At 60.4% G+C, this 16,898-nt stretch carries 14 protein-coding genes and 1 pseudogene; all 15 read left to right on the forward strand.

Annotated features, from left to right (window positions below; genetic code table 11):
- Window positions 1-26: 26 nt before the first annotated feature.
- The 15 genes and pseudogenes from PH547_RS10230 (at window position 27) to PH547_RS10300 (ending at window position 16,893) form a co-directional block, all read left to right on the forward strand.
- The gene (locus PH547_RS10230) at window positions 27-1,217 is read left to right on the forward strand and encodes an NADH-quinone oxidoreductase subunit D (RefSeq protein ID WP_283049960.1); all 1,191 of its coding nucleotides are present in this window, start codon (window positions 27-29) and stop codon (window positions 1,215-1,217) included.
- Complete coding sequence (locus PH547_RS10235; RefSeq protein ID WP_283049962.1) at window positions 1,217-1,534, forward strand: hypothetical protein; 318 nt, start codon at window positions 1,217-1,219, stop codon at window positions 1,532-1,534. The genes PH547_RS10230 and PH547_RS10235 overlap by 1 nt, the downstream gene beginning before the upstream one ends.
- A 15-nt stretch (window positions 1,535-1,549) precedes the next feature.
- Window positions 1,550-2,329, forward strand: a pseudogene (gene nuoE, locus PH547_RS10240) (NADH-quinone oxidoreductase subunit NuoE); the annotation flags it as partial.
- A gap of 55 nt (window positions 2,330-2,384) precedes the next feature.
- Complete coding sequence (gene nuoF, locus PH547_RS10245; protein ID WP_028754009.1) at window positions 2,385-3,689, forward strand: NADH-quinone oxidoreductase subunit NuoF; 1,305 nt, start codon at window positions 2,385-2,387, stop codon at window positions 3,687-3,689.
- A gap of 5 nt (window positions 3,690-3,694) precedes the next feature.
- On the forward strand, window positions 3,695-4,441 hold the full coding sequence (locus tag PH547_RS10250) for a 5' DNA nuclease (RefSeq protein WP_483315536.1): 747 nt from the start codon (window positions 3,695-3,697) through the stop codon (window positions 4,439-4,441).
- Between the two features lie 249 nt (window positions 4,442-4,690).
- A complete protein-coding gene (gene nuoG / locus PH547_RS10255; protein WP_104822687.1) occupies window positions 4,691-6,772 on the forward strand; it encodes an NADH-quinone oxidoreductase subunit NuoG in 2,082 nt (693 codons plus the stop codon).
- Between the two features lie 12 nt (window positions 6,773-6,784).
- Window positions 6,785-7,828: an NADH-quinone oxidoreductase subunit NuoH gene (gene nuoH, locus PH547_RS10260; RefSeq protein ID WP_104822688.1), complete on the forward strand. Its 1,044-nt coding sequence runs from the start codon at window positions 6,785-6,787 to the stop codon at window positions 7,826-7,828.
- A gap of 40 nt (window positions 7,829-7,868) precedes the next feature.
- Window positions 7,869-8,360, forward strand: a complete 492-nt coding sequence (gene nuoI / locus PH547_RS10265; RefSeq protein WP_104822689.1) for an NADH-quinone oxidoreductase subunit NuoI — start codon at window positions 7,869-7,871, stop codon at window positions 8,358-8,360.
- 150 nt (window positions 8,361-8,510) lie between these two features.
- A complete protein-coding gene (locus PH547_RS10270; RefSeq protein WP_104822690.1) occupies window positions 8,511-9,125 on the forward strand; it encodes an NADH-quinone oxidoreductase subunit J in 615 nt (204 codons plus the stop codon).
- 31 nt (window positions 9,126-9,156) lie between these two features.
- Window positions 9,157-9,465 (forward strand): NADH-quinone oxidoreductase subunit NuoK, encoded by a 309-nt coding sequence (gene nuoK / locus PH547_RS10275; RefSeq protein WP_004122490.1) that lies wholly within the window; start codon window positions 9,157-9,159, stop codon window positions 9,463-9,465.
- A 7-nt stretch (window positions 9,466-9,472) separates the two neighbouring features.
- Window positions 9,473-11,467: an NADH-quinone oxidoreductase subunit L gene (gene nuoL, locus PH547_RS10280; protein WP_104822691.1), complete on the forward strand. Its 1,995-nt coding sequence runs from the start codon at window positions 9,473-9,475 to the stop codon at window positions 11,465-11,467.
- Window positions 11,467-12,978, forward strand: a complete 1,512-nt coding sequence (locus PH547_RS10285) for an NADH-quinone oxidoreductase subunit M (RefSeq protein WP_260303814.1) — start codon at window positions 11,467-11,469, stop codon at window positions 12,976-12,978. Before nuoL ends, PH547_RS10285 begins: the two co-directional genes overlap by 1 nt.
- Window positions 12,979-12,996: 18 nt before the next feature.
- Window positions 12,997-14,439, forward strand: a complete 1,443-nt coding sequence (gene nuoN, locus PH547_RS10290; RefSeq protein WP_104822693.1) for an NADH-quinone oxidoreductase subunit NuoN — start codon at window positions 12,997-12,999, stop codon at window positions 14,437-14,439.
- Window positions 14,439-15,206 carry a biotin--[acetyl-CoA-carboxylase] ligase gene (locus tag PH547_RS10295; protein WP_104822694.1) on the forward strand — a complete coding sequence of 256 codons (768 nt, stop codon included), beginning with the start codon at window positions 14,439-14,441 and terminating at the stop codon, window positions 15,204-15,206. Before nuoN ends, PH547_RS10295 begins: the two co-directional genes overlap by 1 nt.
- A 13-nt stretch (window positions 15,207-15,219) precedes the next feature.
- The gene (locus PH547_RS10300; RefSeq protein WP_104822695.1) at window positions 15,220-16,893 is read left to right on the forward strand and encodes a ribonuclease J; all 1,674 of its coding nucleotides are present in this window, start codon (window positions 15,220-15,222) and stop codon (window positions 16,891-16,893) included.
- The last annotated feature ends 5 nt before the right edge of the window (window positions 16,894-16,898 follow it).

Here is a 16,898-nt window from a genome sequence, read left to right on the forward strand (position 1 = left end):
GCCTGCAATAAGCGGAGCGCATTGCAATGACTGAACACAACGTTCGCAACTTCAACATCAATTTCGGTCCGCAGCACCCGGCTGCGCACGGCGTTTTGCGTCTTGTCCTCGAATTGGACGGCGAAATTGTGGAACGCGTCGATCCGCATATCGGCCTGCTGCATCGCGGCACGGAAAAGCTGATCGAGACGAAGACCTACCTGCAGGCCGTTCCTTATTTCGACCGCCTCGATTACGTGGCGCCGATGAACCAGGAGCACGCCTACGCGCTGGCCGTCGAAAAGCTGCTCGGCATCGAGATCCCGATCCGCGGTCAGTTGATCCGCGTGCTCTATTCCGAAATCGGCCGCATCCTGTCGCATCTGCTGAACGTGACGACGCAGGCCATGGACGTTGGTGCGCTGACGCCGCCGCTCTGGGGCTTTGAAGAGCGCGAAAAGCTGATGGTGTTTTATGAGCGCGCCTCGGGCTCGCGCATGCATGCCGCTTATGTCCGTCCGGGCGGCGTTCACCAGGATCTGCCGGAAAAGCTGGTGCAGGATATCGGCGACTGGTGCGATCCCTTCCTGAAGGCGCTCGACGACATTGACGAGCTGCTCACCGGTAACCGTATCTTCAAGCAGCGCAACGTCGATATCGGCGTCGTGTCGCTGGAAGACTGTTGGGCCTGGGGCTTCTCGGGCGTCATGGTCCGCGGCTCGGGCGCCGCATGGGACCTGCGCCGCGCGCAGCCCTACGAATGCTATTCCGATCTCGAATTCGACATTCCGATCGGCAAGAACGGCGACTGCTACGACCGTTACCTGATCCGCATGATCGAAATGCGCCAGTCGGTCCGCATCATGAAGCAGTGCGTCAACCGCCTGCTTGGCGATGCCAAGACCGGCCCGGTCTCCTCGCTGGACGGCAAGGTCGTGCCGCCGAAGCGCGGTGAGATGAAGCGCTCGATGGAAGCGTTGATCCACCACTTCAAGCTCTACACCGAAGGCTATCACGTGCCGGCCGGTGAGGTTTACGCCGCTGTCGAAGCGCCGAAGGGCGAGTTCGGCGTCTACCTCGTCTCCGACGGTTCGAACAAGCCGTATCGTTGCAAGATCCGCGCTCCGGGCTATGCGCATCTGCAGGCCATGGATTTCATGTGCCGCGGCCATCTGCTTGCCGACGTCGCGGCCGTGCTCGGTTCGCTCGACATCGTGTTCGGTGAGGTGGATCGCTGATGAAGCTTTGGCCGGTCATCGCTACTGCGCTTCTCGCTGCTTCCGGAGCTTCGGCTCAGCAGGCCGGCAAGGCGCAGGCGTTGCCCAGCATCTCCGTGCAAGGTTCGAATGCGAAAAGCTCGAATGTTGCAAAGAGCGGAAATACGGCTTCGCAGAGCGCGGTATCGACCATGGCCGATCTCGTGTCACGTGGCTATGAAATAAAGGCCGCCGTGCCGAACGGCGGCAAATTCGTTGTGTTTATGCAGAAAGACCAGTCGGCCTATGCCTGCGAATTTTCGTCCCTGACGGATACGCGGTGTGGGTCCTTAAACTGAGATAAGGCGTGAAAGATGTCCGTTCGTCGACTAGCCGAAGATCAATTCCAGCCTGCCGCATTCGCCTTTAACCAGGAGAACGCGGCTTGGGCTGAAAAGACGATCAAGAAATATCCCGAGGGCCGCCAGCAATCCGCGATCATCCCGCTGATGATGCGCGCGCAGGAGCAGGATGGCTGGGTCACCAAGGCGGCCATCGAAAAGATCGCCGATATGCTTGATATGGCCTATATCCGGGCGCTCGAAGTCGCCACCTTCTACACGCAGTTCCAACTGCATCCGGTCGGCAGCCGCGCTCATATTCAGGTCTGCGGCACGACGCCCTGCATGTTGCGCGGCGCTGAAGGCCTGGTGAAGGTCTGCAAGAGCAAGATCGCCGCCCACGCGCTGGAGCGCAACGCCGAAGGCACGCTCTCCTGGGAAGAAGTCGAATGTCAGGGCGCCTGCGTCAACGCACCGATGGTCGTGATCGGCAAGGATACCTATGAGGATCTGACGCCGGAACGTCTCGAAGAGATCATCGATGCATTCGTCGCAGGCAAGGGCAGCGAAGTTCCGACCGGTCCGCAGATCGATCGCATTTTCTCCGCACCGGAAGGTGGTTTGACGTCGCTTCTGGATTCGCCGGCGACGAAGACGAAGAAGAAGGCCGGTGCTAAGGTTGCCGCCGAAACGGTTGCTCTGCCGCCATCCGAGGCAGCCAAGCCCGTTAGTAGCGATGCCGAGACCAATCCGGCGCTGAAGAGCCCGGCTGATGGCAAGACGGCGCTGCCCGCCGAGTATCCGAAGGCTGCTCCGGCCAAAGAAGACAATACGGCTGTCGGCGACAAGGCTGAGTAAGAGGTAAGGTATGTTACAGGATCAGGATCGCATCTTTACCAATATCTACGGTCTCAAGGACAAGTCCCTGAAAGGCGCGATGAGCCGCGGCCACTGGGACGGCACCAAGCAGATCCTCGAAAAGGGTCGGGACTGGATCGTCAACGAGATGAAGGCATCCGGTCTGCGCGGCCGCGGCGGCGCTGGCTTCCCGACCGGCCTCAAGTGGTCCTTCATGCCGAAGGAAAGCGATGGCCGACCGCATTATCTCGTCGTCAATGCCGACGAGTCCGAACCGGGCACCTGCAAAGACCGCGATATCATGCGCCACGATCCGCATACGCTGATCGAAGGCTGCGTCATCGCCGGTTTCGCCATGGGTGCGAACACGGCTTATATCTATGTCCGCGGCGAATACATGCGCGAACGCGAAGCCCTGCAGGCTGCGATCGACGAATGCTATGACGCCGGATTGTTGGGCAAAAACAATAAGCTCGGCTGGGATTTTGATGTTTTCGTTCATCACGGTGCCGGCGCCTACATCTGCGGCGAAGAAACCGCGCTGCTCGAAAGCCTGGAAGGCAAAAAGGGTCAGCCGCGGCTGAAGCCGCCGTTCCCGGCTAACATGGGTCTCTACGGATGCCCGACGACCGTCAACAACGTCGAATCGATCGCCGTTGCCCCGACGATCCTGCGTCGCGGCGCCGGTTGGTTCTCGTCTTTCGGCCGTCCGAACAATGTCGGCACGAAGCTGTTCATGCTTTCCGGTCACGTCAATCGTCCATGCACGGTCGAAGAAACGATGGGCATCACTTTCCGCGAGCTCGTCGAGAAGCATGGCGGCGGCATTCGTGGCGGCTGGGACAATTTGCTTGCTGTCATCCCCGGCGGCGCATCGTGCCCGGTCGTTCCGGCGGCCGACATTATCGATTGCCCGATGGATTTTGACGGTCTGCGCGAAGTCAAGTCGTCCTTCGGTACGGCGGCTGCGATCGTCATGGACAAGTCGACCGACATCATCAAGGCGATTGCTCGCATCTCGGCCTTCTTCAAGCATGAAAGCTGCGGCCAGTGTACGCCGTGCCGTGAAGGTACCGGCTGGATGTGGCGCGTGCTGGAGCGCATGGCCAGGGGCAATGCGCAGAAGCGCGAAATCGACATGCTGTTCCAGGTGACGAAGCAGATCGAAGGCCATACCATCTGTGCGCTCGGCGACGCCGCCGCATGGCCGGTACAGGGCCTGATCCGCAACTTCCGCCCGGAAATCGAAAAGCGCATTGACCAATACACGGCCAATGCAACGAGCCACGGAGCGGTGCTGGAAGCGGCCGAGTAAGGACGATGATGGCGAAGAGCACAGATACCACGCAGAACAGCAGGGCAGCCGATGCATCGGCCGATCTCGGCCGTATTGCAGCGGATATGCTGCGGAATTCGCCCATTTTGCCGATCCACCCTTTGATGGCGCATCCGGCGGCAGCCTTTGCCGCCGCGACCGCGATCGGGCTCGGCTTCTCGTCGCAGATGGCCGGCGCATTCTTCGGCGCGCTGCAGGGCGCGGTCGAGGCGACCAACAAGCTCTCTGTCGCGCTTGACGAGACGGACGATACCGCGGTCGAGGAGAAGCCGAGCGCAAAGACTGACGGGGCAGGGGAAGCGAAGGTCGTGAAGGCATCGCCCGTTGCCAAGCCGGTCGAAGCAAAGCCCGTTCAAGCAACACCGGTTGAGGTGAGGAAGGCCGAACCGAAGCCAGTCTCGGCGAAAGCGGCGCCGGTAAAGACGCCCTCCAAAGCCCGCGCCAAGGCTGCGGTTGTTGCTCCCGAGCCAGTTGCGGCAAAGCCTGCAGCGGCGCCAGCGCGCAACCGCAAGGCCGTCGTGAAGACCGACGACCTGAAGCGGATTTCGGGTATCGGTCCGAAGCTGGAGCAGGTTCTGAACGAACGCGGCGTTCTACGCTTTGCCGATATCGCCGCTTGGAACGAGGCGGATGTCGAGCGGATCGATGCGGAACTCGGTTTCGACGGCCGTATCCGGCGCGACGATTGGATTGGCCAGGCAAAAGCGCTCCAGCCGAGAGGTCGGGGTTGAGAGTTTTCTTCGGCGATGCCCCAAGCGGCCGAAGAGTGTGAATAGGGCGGTGGGCATGTTGCGGGCGGGGTCTCGCGATGTTTCAGCCGGGACGCTGATCTTGTGGGGGCAAGGTTCGGCAAAGGTGATTGTGAGCAAGACCGGTGCCATGCGGCTCAAAATGCCGCGCCGGTGGCGAGACGGTGTTGCGATCATGAAATTGTCTGCGGCCAGGTTCGGCGGCAGACGTGACATAGGACTGAGTGGACGATGGCAAAACTGAAGATTGACGGTAAAGAGATCGAAGTTCCGGATCACTACACGCTTATCCAGGCGTGCGAGGAAGCCGGCGCCGAAGTCCCGCGCTTCTGCTTCCATGAAAGACTGTCGGTAGCCGGCAATTGCCGCATGTGCCTCGTCGAGGTGAAGGGCGGTCCGCCGAAGCCGCAGGCCTCCTGCGCTATGGGTGTGCGCGATATCCGCGGCGGCCCGAACGGCGAGCTTCCGGAAGTCTTCACCAACACGCCGATGGTCAAGAAGGCCCGCGAAGGCGTGATGGAATTCCTGCTGATCAACCACCCGCTGGATTGCCCGATCTGCGACCAGGGCGGCGAATGCGACCTGCAGGACCAGGCCATGGCCTTCGGTATCGATAGTTCGCGCTATCAGGAAGACAAGCGTGCCGTTGAGGACAAGTACATCGGCCCGCTCGTCAAGACCGTGATGAACCGCTGCATCCACTGCACGCGCTGCGTCCGCTTCACCACGGAAGTCGCCGGCATTTCCGAACTTGGCCTGATCGGCCGCGGCGAAGATGCCGAAATCACCACCTATCTTGAGCAGGCAATGACCTCCGAGCTGCAGGGCAATGTCGTTGACCTTTGCCCCGTCGGCGCGCTGACCTCGAAGCCCTTCGCCTTCACGGCTCGTCCGTGGGAACTGAACAAGACCGAATCGATCGACGTCATGGACGCGCTCGGCTCGGCCATCCGCGTCGACACCCGTGGCCGCGAAGTCATGCGCGTGCTGCCGCGCGTCAACGAGCAGATCAACGAAGAGTGGATCTCCGACAAGACCCGCTTCATCTGGGACGGTCTGAAGACGCAGCGTCTCGACAAGCCCTATGTCCGCAAGGATGGCCGCCTGCAGGCTTCGACCTGGGGTGATGCCTTCGCCGCCATCAAGTCTGCGGTTGCCGCCACCAGCGGCGACAAGATCGGCGCGATCGCCGGCGATCTTGCTTCCGTCGAGGAAATGTACGCGCTCTCCGAACTGCTGAAGTCGCTGGGGTCGGAAAATCTCGACTGTCGCCAGGACGGGACGGCGCTTGATCCGTCGCTTGGCCGTGCAAGCTACATCTTCAACCCGACCATCGAGGGCATCGAAGCTGCCGATGCGCTGCTGATCATCGGCGCCACTCCGCGCTTCGAAGCGGCCGTGTTGAACTCGCGCATCCGCAAACGCTGGCGCAAGGGTAAGTTCCCGATCGGTGTGATCGGCGAACATGCCGACCTGCGTTACTCCTATGACTATCTCGGCGCTGGTCCGGATACGCTGGCTGATGTCGTCGGCGGTTCGCACAGCTTCGCCGACGTTCTGAAGAATGCGCAGAAGCCGATGATCATCATCGGTCAGGGCGCGCTCATCCGCGAAGACGGCGCCGAAGTGCTGGCGAATGCCGCCAAGCTCGCTGCCGCTGTCGGCGTCGTGAAGGACGGCTGGAATGGCTTTGCCGTGCTGCATACCGCAGCTTCCCGCGTCGGCGGCCTCGACCTCGGCTTCGTGCCGGGTGCAAAGGGCGTCAACGCTGCGGCGATGCTGTCGTCGATGGACGTCCTCTTCCTGCTGGGCGCTGACGAGCTCGACTTCACCCGCAAGGGTGCGAAGTTCACTGTCTACATCGGCTCGCACGGCGACAATGGCGCGCACAATGCGGACGTCATTCTGCCGGCCGCTACCTACACCGAAAAGTCGGGCACCTGGGTCAACACAGAAGGCCGCGTTCAGATGGGCAATCGTGCCGGTTTCGCACCGGGCGACGCTCGCGAGGACTGGGCCATCATCCGCGCCCTTTCCGACGTGCTCGGCAAGAAGCTTCCCTTTGATTCGCTGAGAGAATTGCGCGCCAAGCTCTATGCTGCGTTCCCGCATTTCGCCGGCATCGACGAGATCGCTGAAGGCGATAGCGCCCAAATTGTCGCACTTGCGAAAAAAGCCGGCGCGATGGGCAAATCCGCATTTGCTTCGCCGATCAAAGACTTCTATTTGACGAACCCGATAGCGCGCGCCTCGGCCGTCATGGCCGAGTGCTCGGCATTGGCCCGCAACAATTTCCAGGCTGCGGCAGAGTAAGGGCAGAGGACTATGGATTCATTCGTTTCGACCTATCTTTGGCCGGCGCTGATTATCATCGGTCAGTCCCTGCTGCTCCTGGTCTGCCTGCTGATCTTCATCGCCTATATCCTTCTTGCCGACCGCAAGATCTGGGCGGCGGTTCAGTTGCGCCGCGGCCCGAACGTCGTCGGTCCCTTTGGCCTGTTCCAGTCCTTCGCCGACCTTTTGAAGTTCATGGTCAAGGAGCCGATCATCCCGGCCGGCGCCAACAAGACCGTCTTCCTGCTGGCGCCGCTCGTCTCCGTGGTCCTGGCGCTCTCCACCTGGGCCGTCGTGCCGCTGGCGCATGGCTGGGTCATCGCCGACATCAATGTCGGCATCCTCTACATTCTGGCGATTTCGTCGCTGGAAGTGTACGGCATCATCATGGGCGGCTGGGCTTCGAACTCGAAGTATCCGTTCCTCGGCGCGCTGCGTTCCGCCGCGCAGATGGTGTCCTACGAAGTCTCGATCGGCTTCGTCATCGTTACCGTGCTGCTCTGCGTTGGTTCGTTGAACCTGACCGATATCGTCATGTCGCAGCAGACCGGCCTCGGTACCAAGCTCGGCCTGCCGGCGTCGTTCCTCGACTGGCATTGGCTGTCGTTGTTCCCGATGTTCATCGTGTTCTTCATTTCGGCGCTCGCTGAAACGAACCGTCCGCCATTCGATCTTCCGGAAGCGGAATCGGAGCTGGTTGCCGGCTTCATGGTCGAATATGGCTCTTCGCCGTACATGATGTTCATGCTCGGCGAATATGCCGCCGTCGTTTTGATGTGCTCGCTGACCACGATCCTCTTCCTCGGTGGCTGGCTGCCGCCGGTCGATATCTGGATCTTGAACTGGGTCCCCGGCGTCATCTGGTTCCTGCTGAAGTCGTGCCTCGTCTTCTTCATGTTCGCGATGGTCAAGGCGTTCGTGCCGCGCTACCGCTACGACCAGCTCATGCGCCTTGGCTGGAAGGTGTTCCTGCCGCTGTCGCTCGCTATGGTCATTATCGTTGCATTCGTGCTGAAGCTGACGGGATGGGCATGATGATGTCGATCCTCGCTTCAAGCAGATTTGGAGGTTGAAGATGGCCGGACTTTCCAACGCCGTCAGCTCACTGTTCCTCAAGGAATTCGTCGGCGCATTCTTTTTGTCGATGCGTTATTTCTTCAAGCAGAAGGCGACGATCAATTATCCCTTCGAAAAGGGGCCGGTCAGCCCGCGCTTCCGCGGCGAACATGCGCTGCGCCGTTATCCCAACGGCGAAGAGCGCTGCATCGCCTGCAAGCTCTGCGAAGCCATCTGTCCTGCTCAGGCCATCACCATCGAAGCCGGGCCGCGCCGCAATGACGGCACCCGCCGCACGGTGCGCTACGACATCGATATGGTGAAGTGCATCTATTGCGGCTTCTGCCAGGAGGCTTGCCCGGTCGACGCCATCGTCGAAGGGCCGAACTTCGAATTTGCCACGGAAACCCGCGAAGAGCTTTATTTCGACAAGGCGCGGCTTCTCGAAAATGGCGACCGCTGGGAACGCGAAATCGCGCGCAACATCGCGATGGACTCGCCGTACCGCTAAGCGGAATTTTGAATATGCCGTGACGGGCGGCTGAGATTGTCGCCGTCGCGGTGGAATAGAGACCGGGGCTTTGCCGGACGCATGTCCAGCCAAGTCCCATCGGGCAGGGACACTCCCGGCTGCCCGGGGGAAGACGAAAAAGGCACCAACATGGGTCTGCAGGCTCTTTTTTTCTATATCTTCGCCTTTGTCGCGGTGGCGTCGGCGTTCATGGTTATCTCGGCGCGGAATCCGGTCCATTCGGTCCTGTTCCTCATCCTGGTATTCTTTAATGCCGCCGGCCTCTTCCTGCTGATGGGGGCGGAATTCCTGGCGATGATCCTGCTGGTCGTCTATGTCGGCGCCGTCGCAGTCCTCTTCCTCTTCGTCGTCATGATGCTCGACATCGACTTCTCCGAGCTCAGGGCAGGCATTTTGGAATATGCACCGATCGGCGCGCTGATCGGCATCATTCTCGCCGCCGAGCTGATCGTCGTCATCGGCGGCAGCGTGATTTCACCTGTTGTCGCTAAGTCGGTCGCTATGCCGATCCCGGCGGTGACGACCCGCACGAACACCGCAGCACTCGGCGACGTGCTTTATACCAACTACGTTTATTTCTTCGAGATCGCCGGTCTTGTGCTTCTGGTCGCGATGATCGGCGCGATCGTGCTGACGCTGCGGCATCGCACCCACGTCAGACGCCAGAGCATTCCGCAACAGGTCGCCCGCACGCCTGCGACCGCCGTCGAGGTGGTCAAGGTCAAGCCGGGGCAGGGCGTCTAAGGCGCGGCACGAGGGTCAAAGGAACAAGAATATGGTCATCGGACTTTCCCACTACCTGACGGTCAGCGCCATCCTTTTCGTGCTCGGCGTTTTCGGCATTTTCCTGAACCGCAAGAACGTCATCATCATCCTGATGTCGATCGAGCTCATCCTGCTTGCGGTCAACATCAACATGGTCGCCTTCTCGTCGTTCCTCAACGATATCGTCGGCCAGGTCTTCGCTCTGTTCATTCTGACCGTCGCTGCTGCCGAAGCGGCCATCGGTCTTGCAATTCTCGTCGTCTTCTACCGTAACCGCGGTTCCATCGCGGTCGAAGACGTCAACGTGATGAAGGGCTGATACAGCTATGTTTTTATATAAGGCTATCGTCTTTCTTCCCCTGATCGGCGCGATCATTGCCGGCCTGTTCGGCCGCGGGATCGGTGCCAAGGCTTCGGAATACGTTACCAGCGGCTTGATGATCGTCGCCGCGGTTCTGTCATGGATCGTCTTCTTCACGGTCGCGCTTGGTCACGCCGAGGGCCCGATCAAGGTGGAAGTGCTGCGCTGGATCCAGTCCGGCGGCATCGATGTCTCCTGGATGCTGCGCATCGATACGCTGACCTCGGTGATGCTGATCGTCGTGAACACGGTTTCGACCCTCGTTCACATCTATTCGATCGGATACATGCATCACGATCCGCATCGTCCGCGCTTCTTCGCCTATCTCTCGCTCTTCACCTTCGCCATGCTGATGCTGGTGACCTCCGACAACCTCGCCCAGATGTTCTTCGGCTGGGAAGGCGTCGGTCTGGCCTCCTATCTGCTCATCGGTTTCTGGTTCAAGAAGCCGTCCGCATCTGCGGCCGCGATCAAGGCCTTCATCGTCAACCGCGTCGGCGACTTCGGTTTCGTGCTCGGTATCGCCGGCGTCTTCGTTCTCTTCGGCTCGATCAATTTCGACGTCATCTTTGGCAACGCCCAGAGCTTTGCCGCGGGGCAGGGCGGTCAGCCGGGCGATATCGTGCTCAATCTCTTCGGCATGCATCTTGATCGTGCGCATGCACTGACCGGCGTCTGCCTGCTGCTCTTCATGGGCGCCATGGGTAAGTCGGCGCAGTTCCTGCTGCACACCTGGCTGCCGGACGCCATGGAAGGCCCGACCCCGGTGTCGGCGCTCATCCATGCCGCGACCATGGTCACCGCCGGCGTCTTCCTCGTCGCTCGCATGTCGCCGATCTTCGAACTGTCGCCGGACGCCCTGACCTTCGTCACCATCATCGGTGCGATTACGGCCTTCTTTGCGGCAACCGTCGGTCTCGTGCAGAACGATATCAAGCGCGTCATCGCCTATTCGACCTGTTCGCAGCTCGGCTACATGTTCGTCGCTCTCGGCGTCGGCGCCTATGGCGCAGCCATCTTCCACCTGTTCACGCACGCCTTCTTCAAAGCGCTGCTCTTCCTCGGTGCCGGTTCGGTGATTCACGCCGTCGACGGCGAGCAGGACATGCGCCACATGGGCGGTCTGCGTAAGCATATTCCGAACACTTTCTGGATGATGATCACCGGCACGGTGGCGATTACCGGCGTCGGCATCCCCTTCACGCATTTCGGCTTCGCGGGCTTCATTTCGAAGGACGCGATCATCGAAGCTGCCTTTGCCTCGCAAGGCCCGGCCGCAGGCTTTGCCTTTACGCTGCTGGTTATTGCCGCCCTGTTCACGAGCTTTTATTCCTGGCGTCTGATCTTCATGACCTTCTACGGCAAGCCACGCGCTTCGCATGAGGTCATGCATCACGTGCATGAATCGCCGAACGTCATGCTGATCCCGCTCTATCTGCTGGGGCTCGGGGCTGCCGCCGCGGGCATGGTCTTCAGAAACGATTTCGTTGGCGAGGCCTATGGCGAGTTCTGGAAGACTGCGCTGTTCACACTGCCGACCAACCACATCTTCGAAGAGATGGAACATGTTCCGGCTTGGGTGAGCGTCAGCCCGTTCATCGCTATGCTGCTCGGCTTCGTTCTGGCCTGGTACATGTACATCAGGTCGCCGCAGACGCCGCGCATCCTCGCGCAGCAGCATCGCGTGCTCTACGAATTCCTGCTGAACAAGTGGTACTTCGATGAGCTCTATGACTTCCTCTTCGTTCGCACTGCCAAGGCGCTTGGTCGCTTCCTGTGGCAGAAGGGCGATATCGGGGTCATCGACACGTTCGGCCCGAACGGTGTCGCCGCCCGCGTCGTCGATGTCACCAACCGCGTTGTTCGCCTGCAGACCGGTTACCTCTATCACTATGCCTTCGCGATGCTGCTCGGTATTGCGGCCCTCGTTACCTGGATGATGCTCGGGAGTTCCCTCTGATGACCGATTGGCCTATTCTTTCAACGGTCACCTTCCTGCCGCTGGTGGGCGTCCTTCTCCTGTTGTTCATGCGGGATGACGGACCCAACGGCCGCCGCAACATCCTCAACGTATCGCTGCTGACCACGGTCTTCACGTTCGTCGTGTCGCTGTTCGTCTGGATTGGCTTCGACAATGCCAATCCGGGCTTCCAGATGATCGAGAAGCATGACTGGCTGAGCTCCGGCATCAGCTATCACATGGGCGTCGACGGCATCTCCATGCTGTTCGTCATCCTGACCACCTTCCTGATGCCCTTCTGCGTGCTGGCGAGCTGGCTCTCGATCGAGAAGCGCCTAAAGGACTACATGATCGCCTTCCTCGTCCTCGAGACGATGATGGTCGGCGTTTTCACGTCGCTGGATATCGTGCTGTTCTACGTCTTCTTCGAAGCCGGTCTCATCCCGATGTTCCTGATCATCGGCGTCTGGGGCGGCAAGGATCGCGTCTATGCCAGCTACAAATTCTTCCTCTATACGCTGCTCGGCTCGGTGCTGATGCTGCTTGCCATCATGGCGATGTACTGGCAGGCCGGCACGACGGATATCCCGGCGTTGCTCGCCTACAAGTTCCCGCCGCAGATGCAGACGTGGCTATGGCTGGCTTTCTTCGCCTCCTTCGCGGTGAAGATGCCGATGTGGCCGGTTCACACCTGGTTGCCCGACGCGCACGTTCAGGCGCCGACGGCAGGCTCGGTTATTCTGGCCGGCATTCTTCTGAAGCTCGGCGGTTATGGTCTCATCCGCTTCTCGATCGGCATGTTCCCGAACGCGTCGGAATATTTCGCGCCGCTCGTCTACGCTCTGTCCGTCATCGCCATCATCTACACTTCGCTGGTGGCGATGATGCAGGAAGACATCAAGAAGCTGATCGCCTATTCCTCGGTCGCGCACATGGGCTATGTCACCATGGGCATCTTTGCTGCCAACCAGCAGGGTGTTCAGGGCGCGATTTTCCAGATGCTGTCGCACGGTATCGTCTCCGGCGCACTCTTCCTTTGCGTCGGCGTGGTCTACGACCGCACCCATACCCGCGAGATTGCGGCCTATGGCGGTCTCGTCAACAACATGCCGAAATATGCCGTTGCGATGATGGTCTTCACCATGGCCAATGTCGGTCTGCCCGGCACCTCCGGCTTCATCGGTGAATTCCTGACCCTGATCGGCGTCTTCCGCGCCAACACCTGGGTTGCACTGTTCGCCGCGACCGGCGTTATTCTTTCAGCCGCTTACGCGCTCTGGCTCTACCGCCGCGTTATCTTCGGCGCGCTGGAAAAGGAAAACCTCAAGAAGCTGCTGGATCTGTCGCCGCGCGAACAGCTCATCCTTTATCCGCTGATCGCGATGACGATCTTCTTCGGTGTCTATCCGGCTCCGATCTTCGATGCGACGGCCGCTTCGGTGGATCTGCTTGTGAACAACTACACCGCAGCCCTGCACGCCGCGCAGAATGTTGCGCTGTCGATGAATTGATGACGGGACTTATTCGACATGACTGCTGACACAATTCTTGCAAGCCTGCATCTTTCCATCCCGGAGCTTATCCTCGCGGTCGGTGCGCTTGTGCTGCTCATGATCGGCGTCTTCGCGGGCGAACGGTCGGGACCGACGGTCACCGGCCTTGCCATTGCAGTTCTCGCAGTGGCCGGTCTCTGGATCATCTTCGTGCCGGGCGAAGGCCTGGCTTACGGCGGCGCTTATCTCGCCGATGGCTTTTCGCGCTTCATGAAGATCGTCGCCCTCGTGGGCTCGATCGTCGCCATGTTCATGAGCATGGGACATGCGCGCGAGCAGCAGCTCGATCGTTTCGAATTCCCCGTGCTGCTGCTGCTGGCGACCCTCGGCATCCTGCTGATGATCTCGGCGCATGACCTGATCTCGCTCTATCTATCGCTGGAGCTCCAGTCCCTGGCGCTCTACGTCGTTGCCGCCATCAACCGCGATAGCGTCAAGTCGACGGAAGCCGGTCTGAAGTATTTCGTGCTCGGCGCACTGTCGTCGGGCATGCTGCTCTACGGCATGTCGCTTGTCTATGGCTTCACCGGCCACACCACCTTCGATGCGATCGCCACGGCGCTCAGCTCCGAGACCCGTTCGCTCGGCCTCGTCTTTGGTCTGGTCTTCGTTCTCGCGGGCCTTGCCTTCAAGATCTCCGCCGTGCCGTTCCACATGTGGACGCCGGACGTTTATGAAGGTGCGCCGACCCCGGTCACCGCCTTCTTTGCCGGCGCCCCGAAAGTTGCGGCCATGGCGATCTTGACCCGTATCGTCGTCACCGCTTTTCATCCGGTGCTTGCCGACTGGCAGCAGATCATCGTCTTCATCTCGATCGCTTCGATGCTGCTCGGCTCCTTCGCCGCAATCGGTCAGCGCAACTTCAAGCGACTGATGGCTTATTCCTCCATCGGTCACATGGGCTATGCGCTTGTTGGTCTTGCCGCCGGCAGCAAGACCGGCGTCTCCGGTGTCATGCTTTACATGGTCATCTACATGGCCATGACGCTCGGCTCCTTCGCCATCATCATGGCGATGCGTCGCGACGACGGCCGTCAGGTTGAGAATGTCGACGATCTCGCCGGCCTTTCCACGACCAATCCCTTCATGGCTGTCGTATTGACGGCGCTGATGTTCTCGCTGGCTGGTATCCCGCCGCTCGCAGGCTTCTTCGGGAAGTACTTCGTCTTCGTCGCTGCCATCCAGGCCCATCTCTATGCGCTCGCCATCATCGGCGTTCTCGCATCGGTCGTCGGCGCCTACTATTATCTCCGCGTCATCAAGGTGATGTGGTTCGATGAAGCCAAGGACGAGTTCACCCGTACGGCCGGTTCGCTGCGTCTGGTCTTCGGCCTTTCCGGTCTCTTCGTCGTCACCTATGTCTTCTTCGGCGGTGCTATCGGCGGTGCGGCCGATCTCGCTGCCGCGACGTTGTTTTGATGGCGTCTGACATGAACAGCCGGAAGTCGCTCGCCGACTTCCGGCATGTTGCCCTTTCAGAGACTGCATCCACCAATAGCGAATGCCTGGAGCGGGCGCGGGCAGGTGATGCCGGCAATCTCTGGGTAACAGCGGGCCGCCAGACGGGTGGCCGTGGACGCCGCGGACGCGCCTGGGTGTCCGAACCCGGCAATCTTTATGCTTCCCTCCTTCTGATCGATCCGGCTCCGATGGACCGCCTTGGCTCCCTGCCGCTGGCTGTCGCCGTTGGCGTGCACCAAGCGGTGCGGAGCGTGCTGCCTCTGGCCGCGGAACCGGTCGAGGTCAAATGGCCGAACGATATCCTGATCGGCCGCAAGAAAACTTGCGGCATTCTGATCGAGGGAGAAGCTCTTCCCGATGGACGCTATGCGCTGGTGATCGGCATCGGCATCAACATTGCCGTCAAGCCGGAAAACCCGCTCTATCCGGTCACCTGCCTGCATGAGCATGGCTCGACCGTATCGCCGGAAGAACTGTTTGCGCATCTCTATGCGTCCATGGCCGAAGCCTTGGCGGTCTGGAATAGCGGCAAAGGTGTTCGCGAGGTTACAGCACGCTGGCGCGAGGTTGCCTGCGGCATCGGGGAAAAGATCGCCGTGAATCTGCCGGACCGTTCGATTTCCGGCCATTTTGCCGGAATCGATGATAATGGCTTGTTGATGCTCGATACTGGCGGCGGCAAGATTTTGCCGATTGCTGCGGGCGATGTTTTTTTCAGATCGTAGGTAAAAGATAGATATGGCAAACCAAGACGAACTGGTGTTTTTGCCACTCGGCGGCGTCGGCGAGATTGGCATGAATCTCGCGCTTTACGGCTATGGCGCGCCGGAGCATCGCCAGTGGATCATGGTCGATTGCGGCGTCACCTTTCCGGGGCCGGACCTGCCCGGCGTCGATCTCGTGCTCCCCGATATCCGTTTCCTCGCCAAGGAACGCAAGAATCTCAAAGGCATCATCATCACGCATGCGCATGAGGATCACTATGGCGCATTGAATGATCTCTGGCCGGGCCTGAACGTTCCCGTCTATGCGTCGGCCTTCACAGCCGGCCTGCTGGAAGCCAAGCGCGACTATGAGAAGGCGATGGGCGAAATCCCGATCACGCCGTTCAAGGCCGGCGATCGTATCAATGTCGGCCCCTTCAGCATCGAAGGCGTCGGCGTCAATCACTCCATTCCCGAGCCTATGTCGCTGGTGATCCGCACGCCGGTTGGCAATGTCATTCACACCGGCGACTGGAAGATCGATCACGAGCCATCGCTTGGACCGCTGACCGATGAGGCGCGTTTCCGCCAACTCGGTGATGAAGGCGTGCTGGCATTGATGTGCGATTCCACCAATGCGTTGCGAGACGGCGTATCTCCCTCGGAAAAGGATGTTTCCGAAAGCCTGCGCAAGATCATCGAGGATGCCGAGGGCCGGGTTGCGATCACCACCTTCTCCTCGAATGTCGGCCGCATCCGCACCATTGCCGAGGCCGCCGAGGCCGCAGGCCGCGAGATTTTGCTGCTTGGCAGTTCGCTGAAGCGCGTTGTCGATGTTGCCCGTGACATCGGCATCATGGAGGGCATCAAGCCGTTCATCGCCGAAGATGAATATGGCTATATCCCGCGCGACAAGGTGGTCGTCATCCTGACCGGCAGCCAAGGCGAGCCGCGCGCTGCTCTTGCCAAACTTTCGCGCGACGAAATGCGCAACGTCGCGCTCGCCGCCGGCGATATCGTCGTTTTCTCCTCGCGCGCCATTCCCGGCAATGAGAAGGCCATCCAGGATATCAAGAACGGGCTCACCGAGCAGGGCGTGCATGTGGTGACGGATGCTGAAGCGCTGGTCCACGTCTCCGGCCACCCGCGCCGCAACGAGCTGCAGAGGATGTATGAATGGACGCGGCCGAAGATCGTCGTGCCGGTGCATGGCGAGGCGACGCATCTGACCGCACATAAGGAATTGGCCGAACAATCCGGCATTTCCATCGTGCCACGGGTTCGCAACGGCGACATATTGCGGCTGGCTCCAGGCCCGGTCGAGGTGATCGGCGAGGCGCCGCATGGCCGCATCTTCAAGGATGGCACGCTGATCGGCGATTTTGACGAGATGGGCATAGGCGAGCGCAAGAAGCTCGCCTATGTCGGCCATGTCGCCGTGAATGTCCTGCTCGATGCCCGTTATGAGATCGTCGGCGATCCCGATCTCGTCGCGATCGGCTTGCCGGCCTATGACGACGAAGGCGAGGATATGGAAGACACGCTCTTCGATGCCATCGTCAGCGCCATCGAAAGCATCCCGCGCGCCCGCCGCAAGGATATCGACATGCTGCAGGAAGCTGTGCGTCGCGCCGTACGCGCCGCTGCCAACCATGGCTGGGGCAAGAAGCCGGTCGTGACGGTGTTCGTCACGCGCGTGCCCGGTTAATAGCG

Origin of the sequence: Rhizobium cerradonense (genome assembly GCF_030182455.1) — a bacterium.
Classification (GTDB): domain Bacteria; phylum Pseudomonadota; class Alphaproteobacteria; order Rhizobiales; family Rhizobiaceae; genus Rhizobium.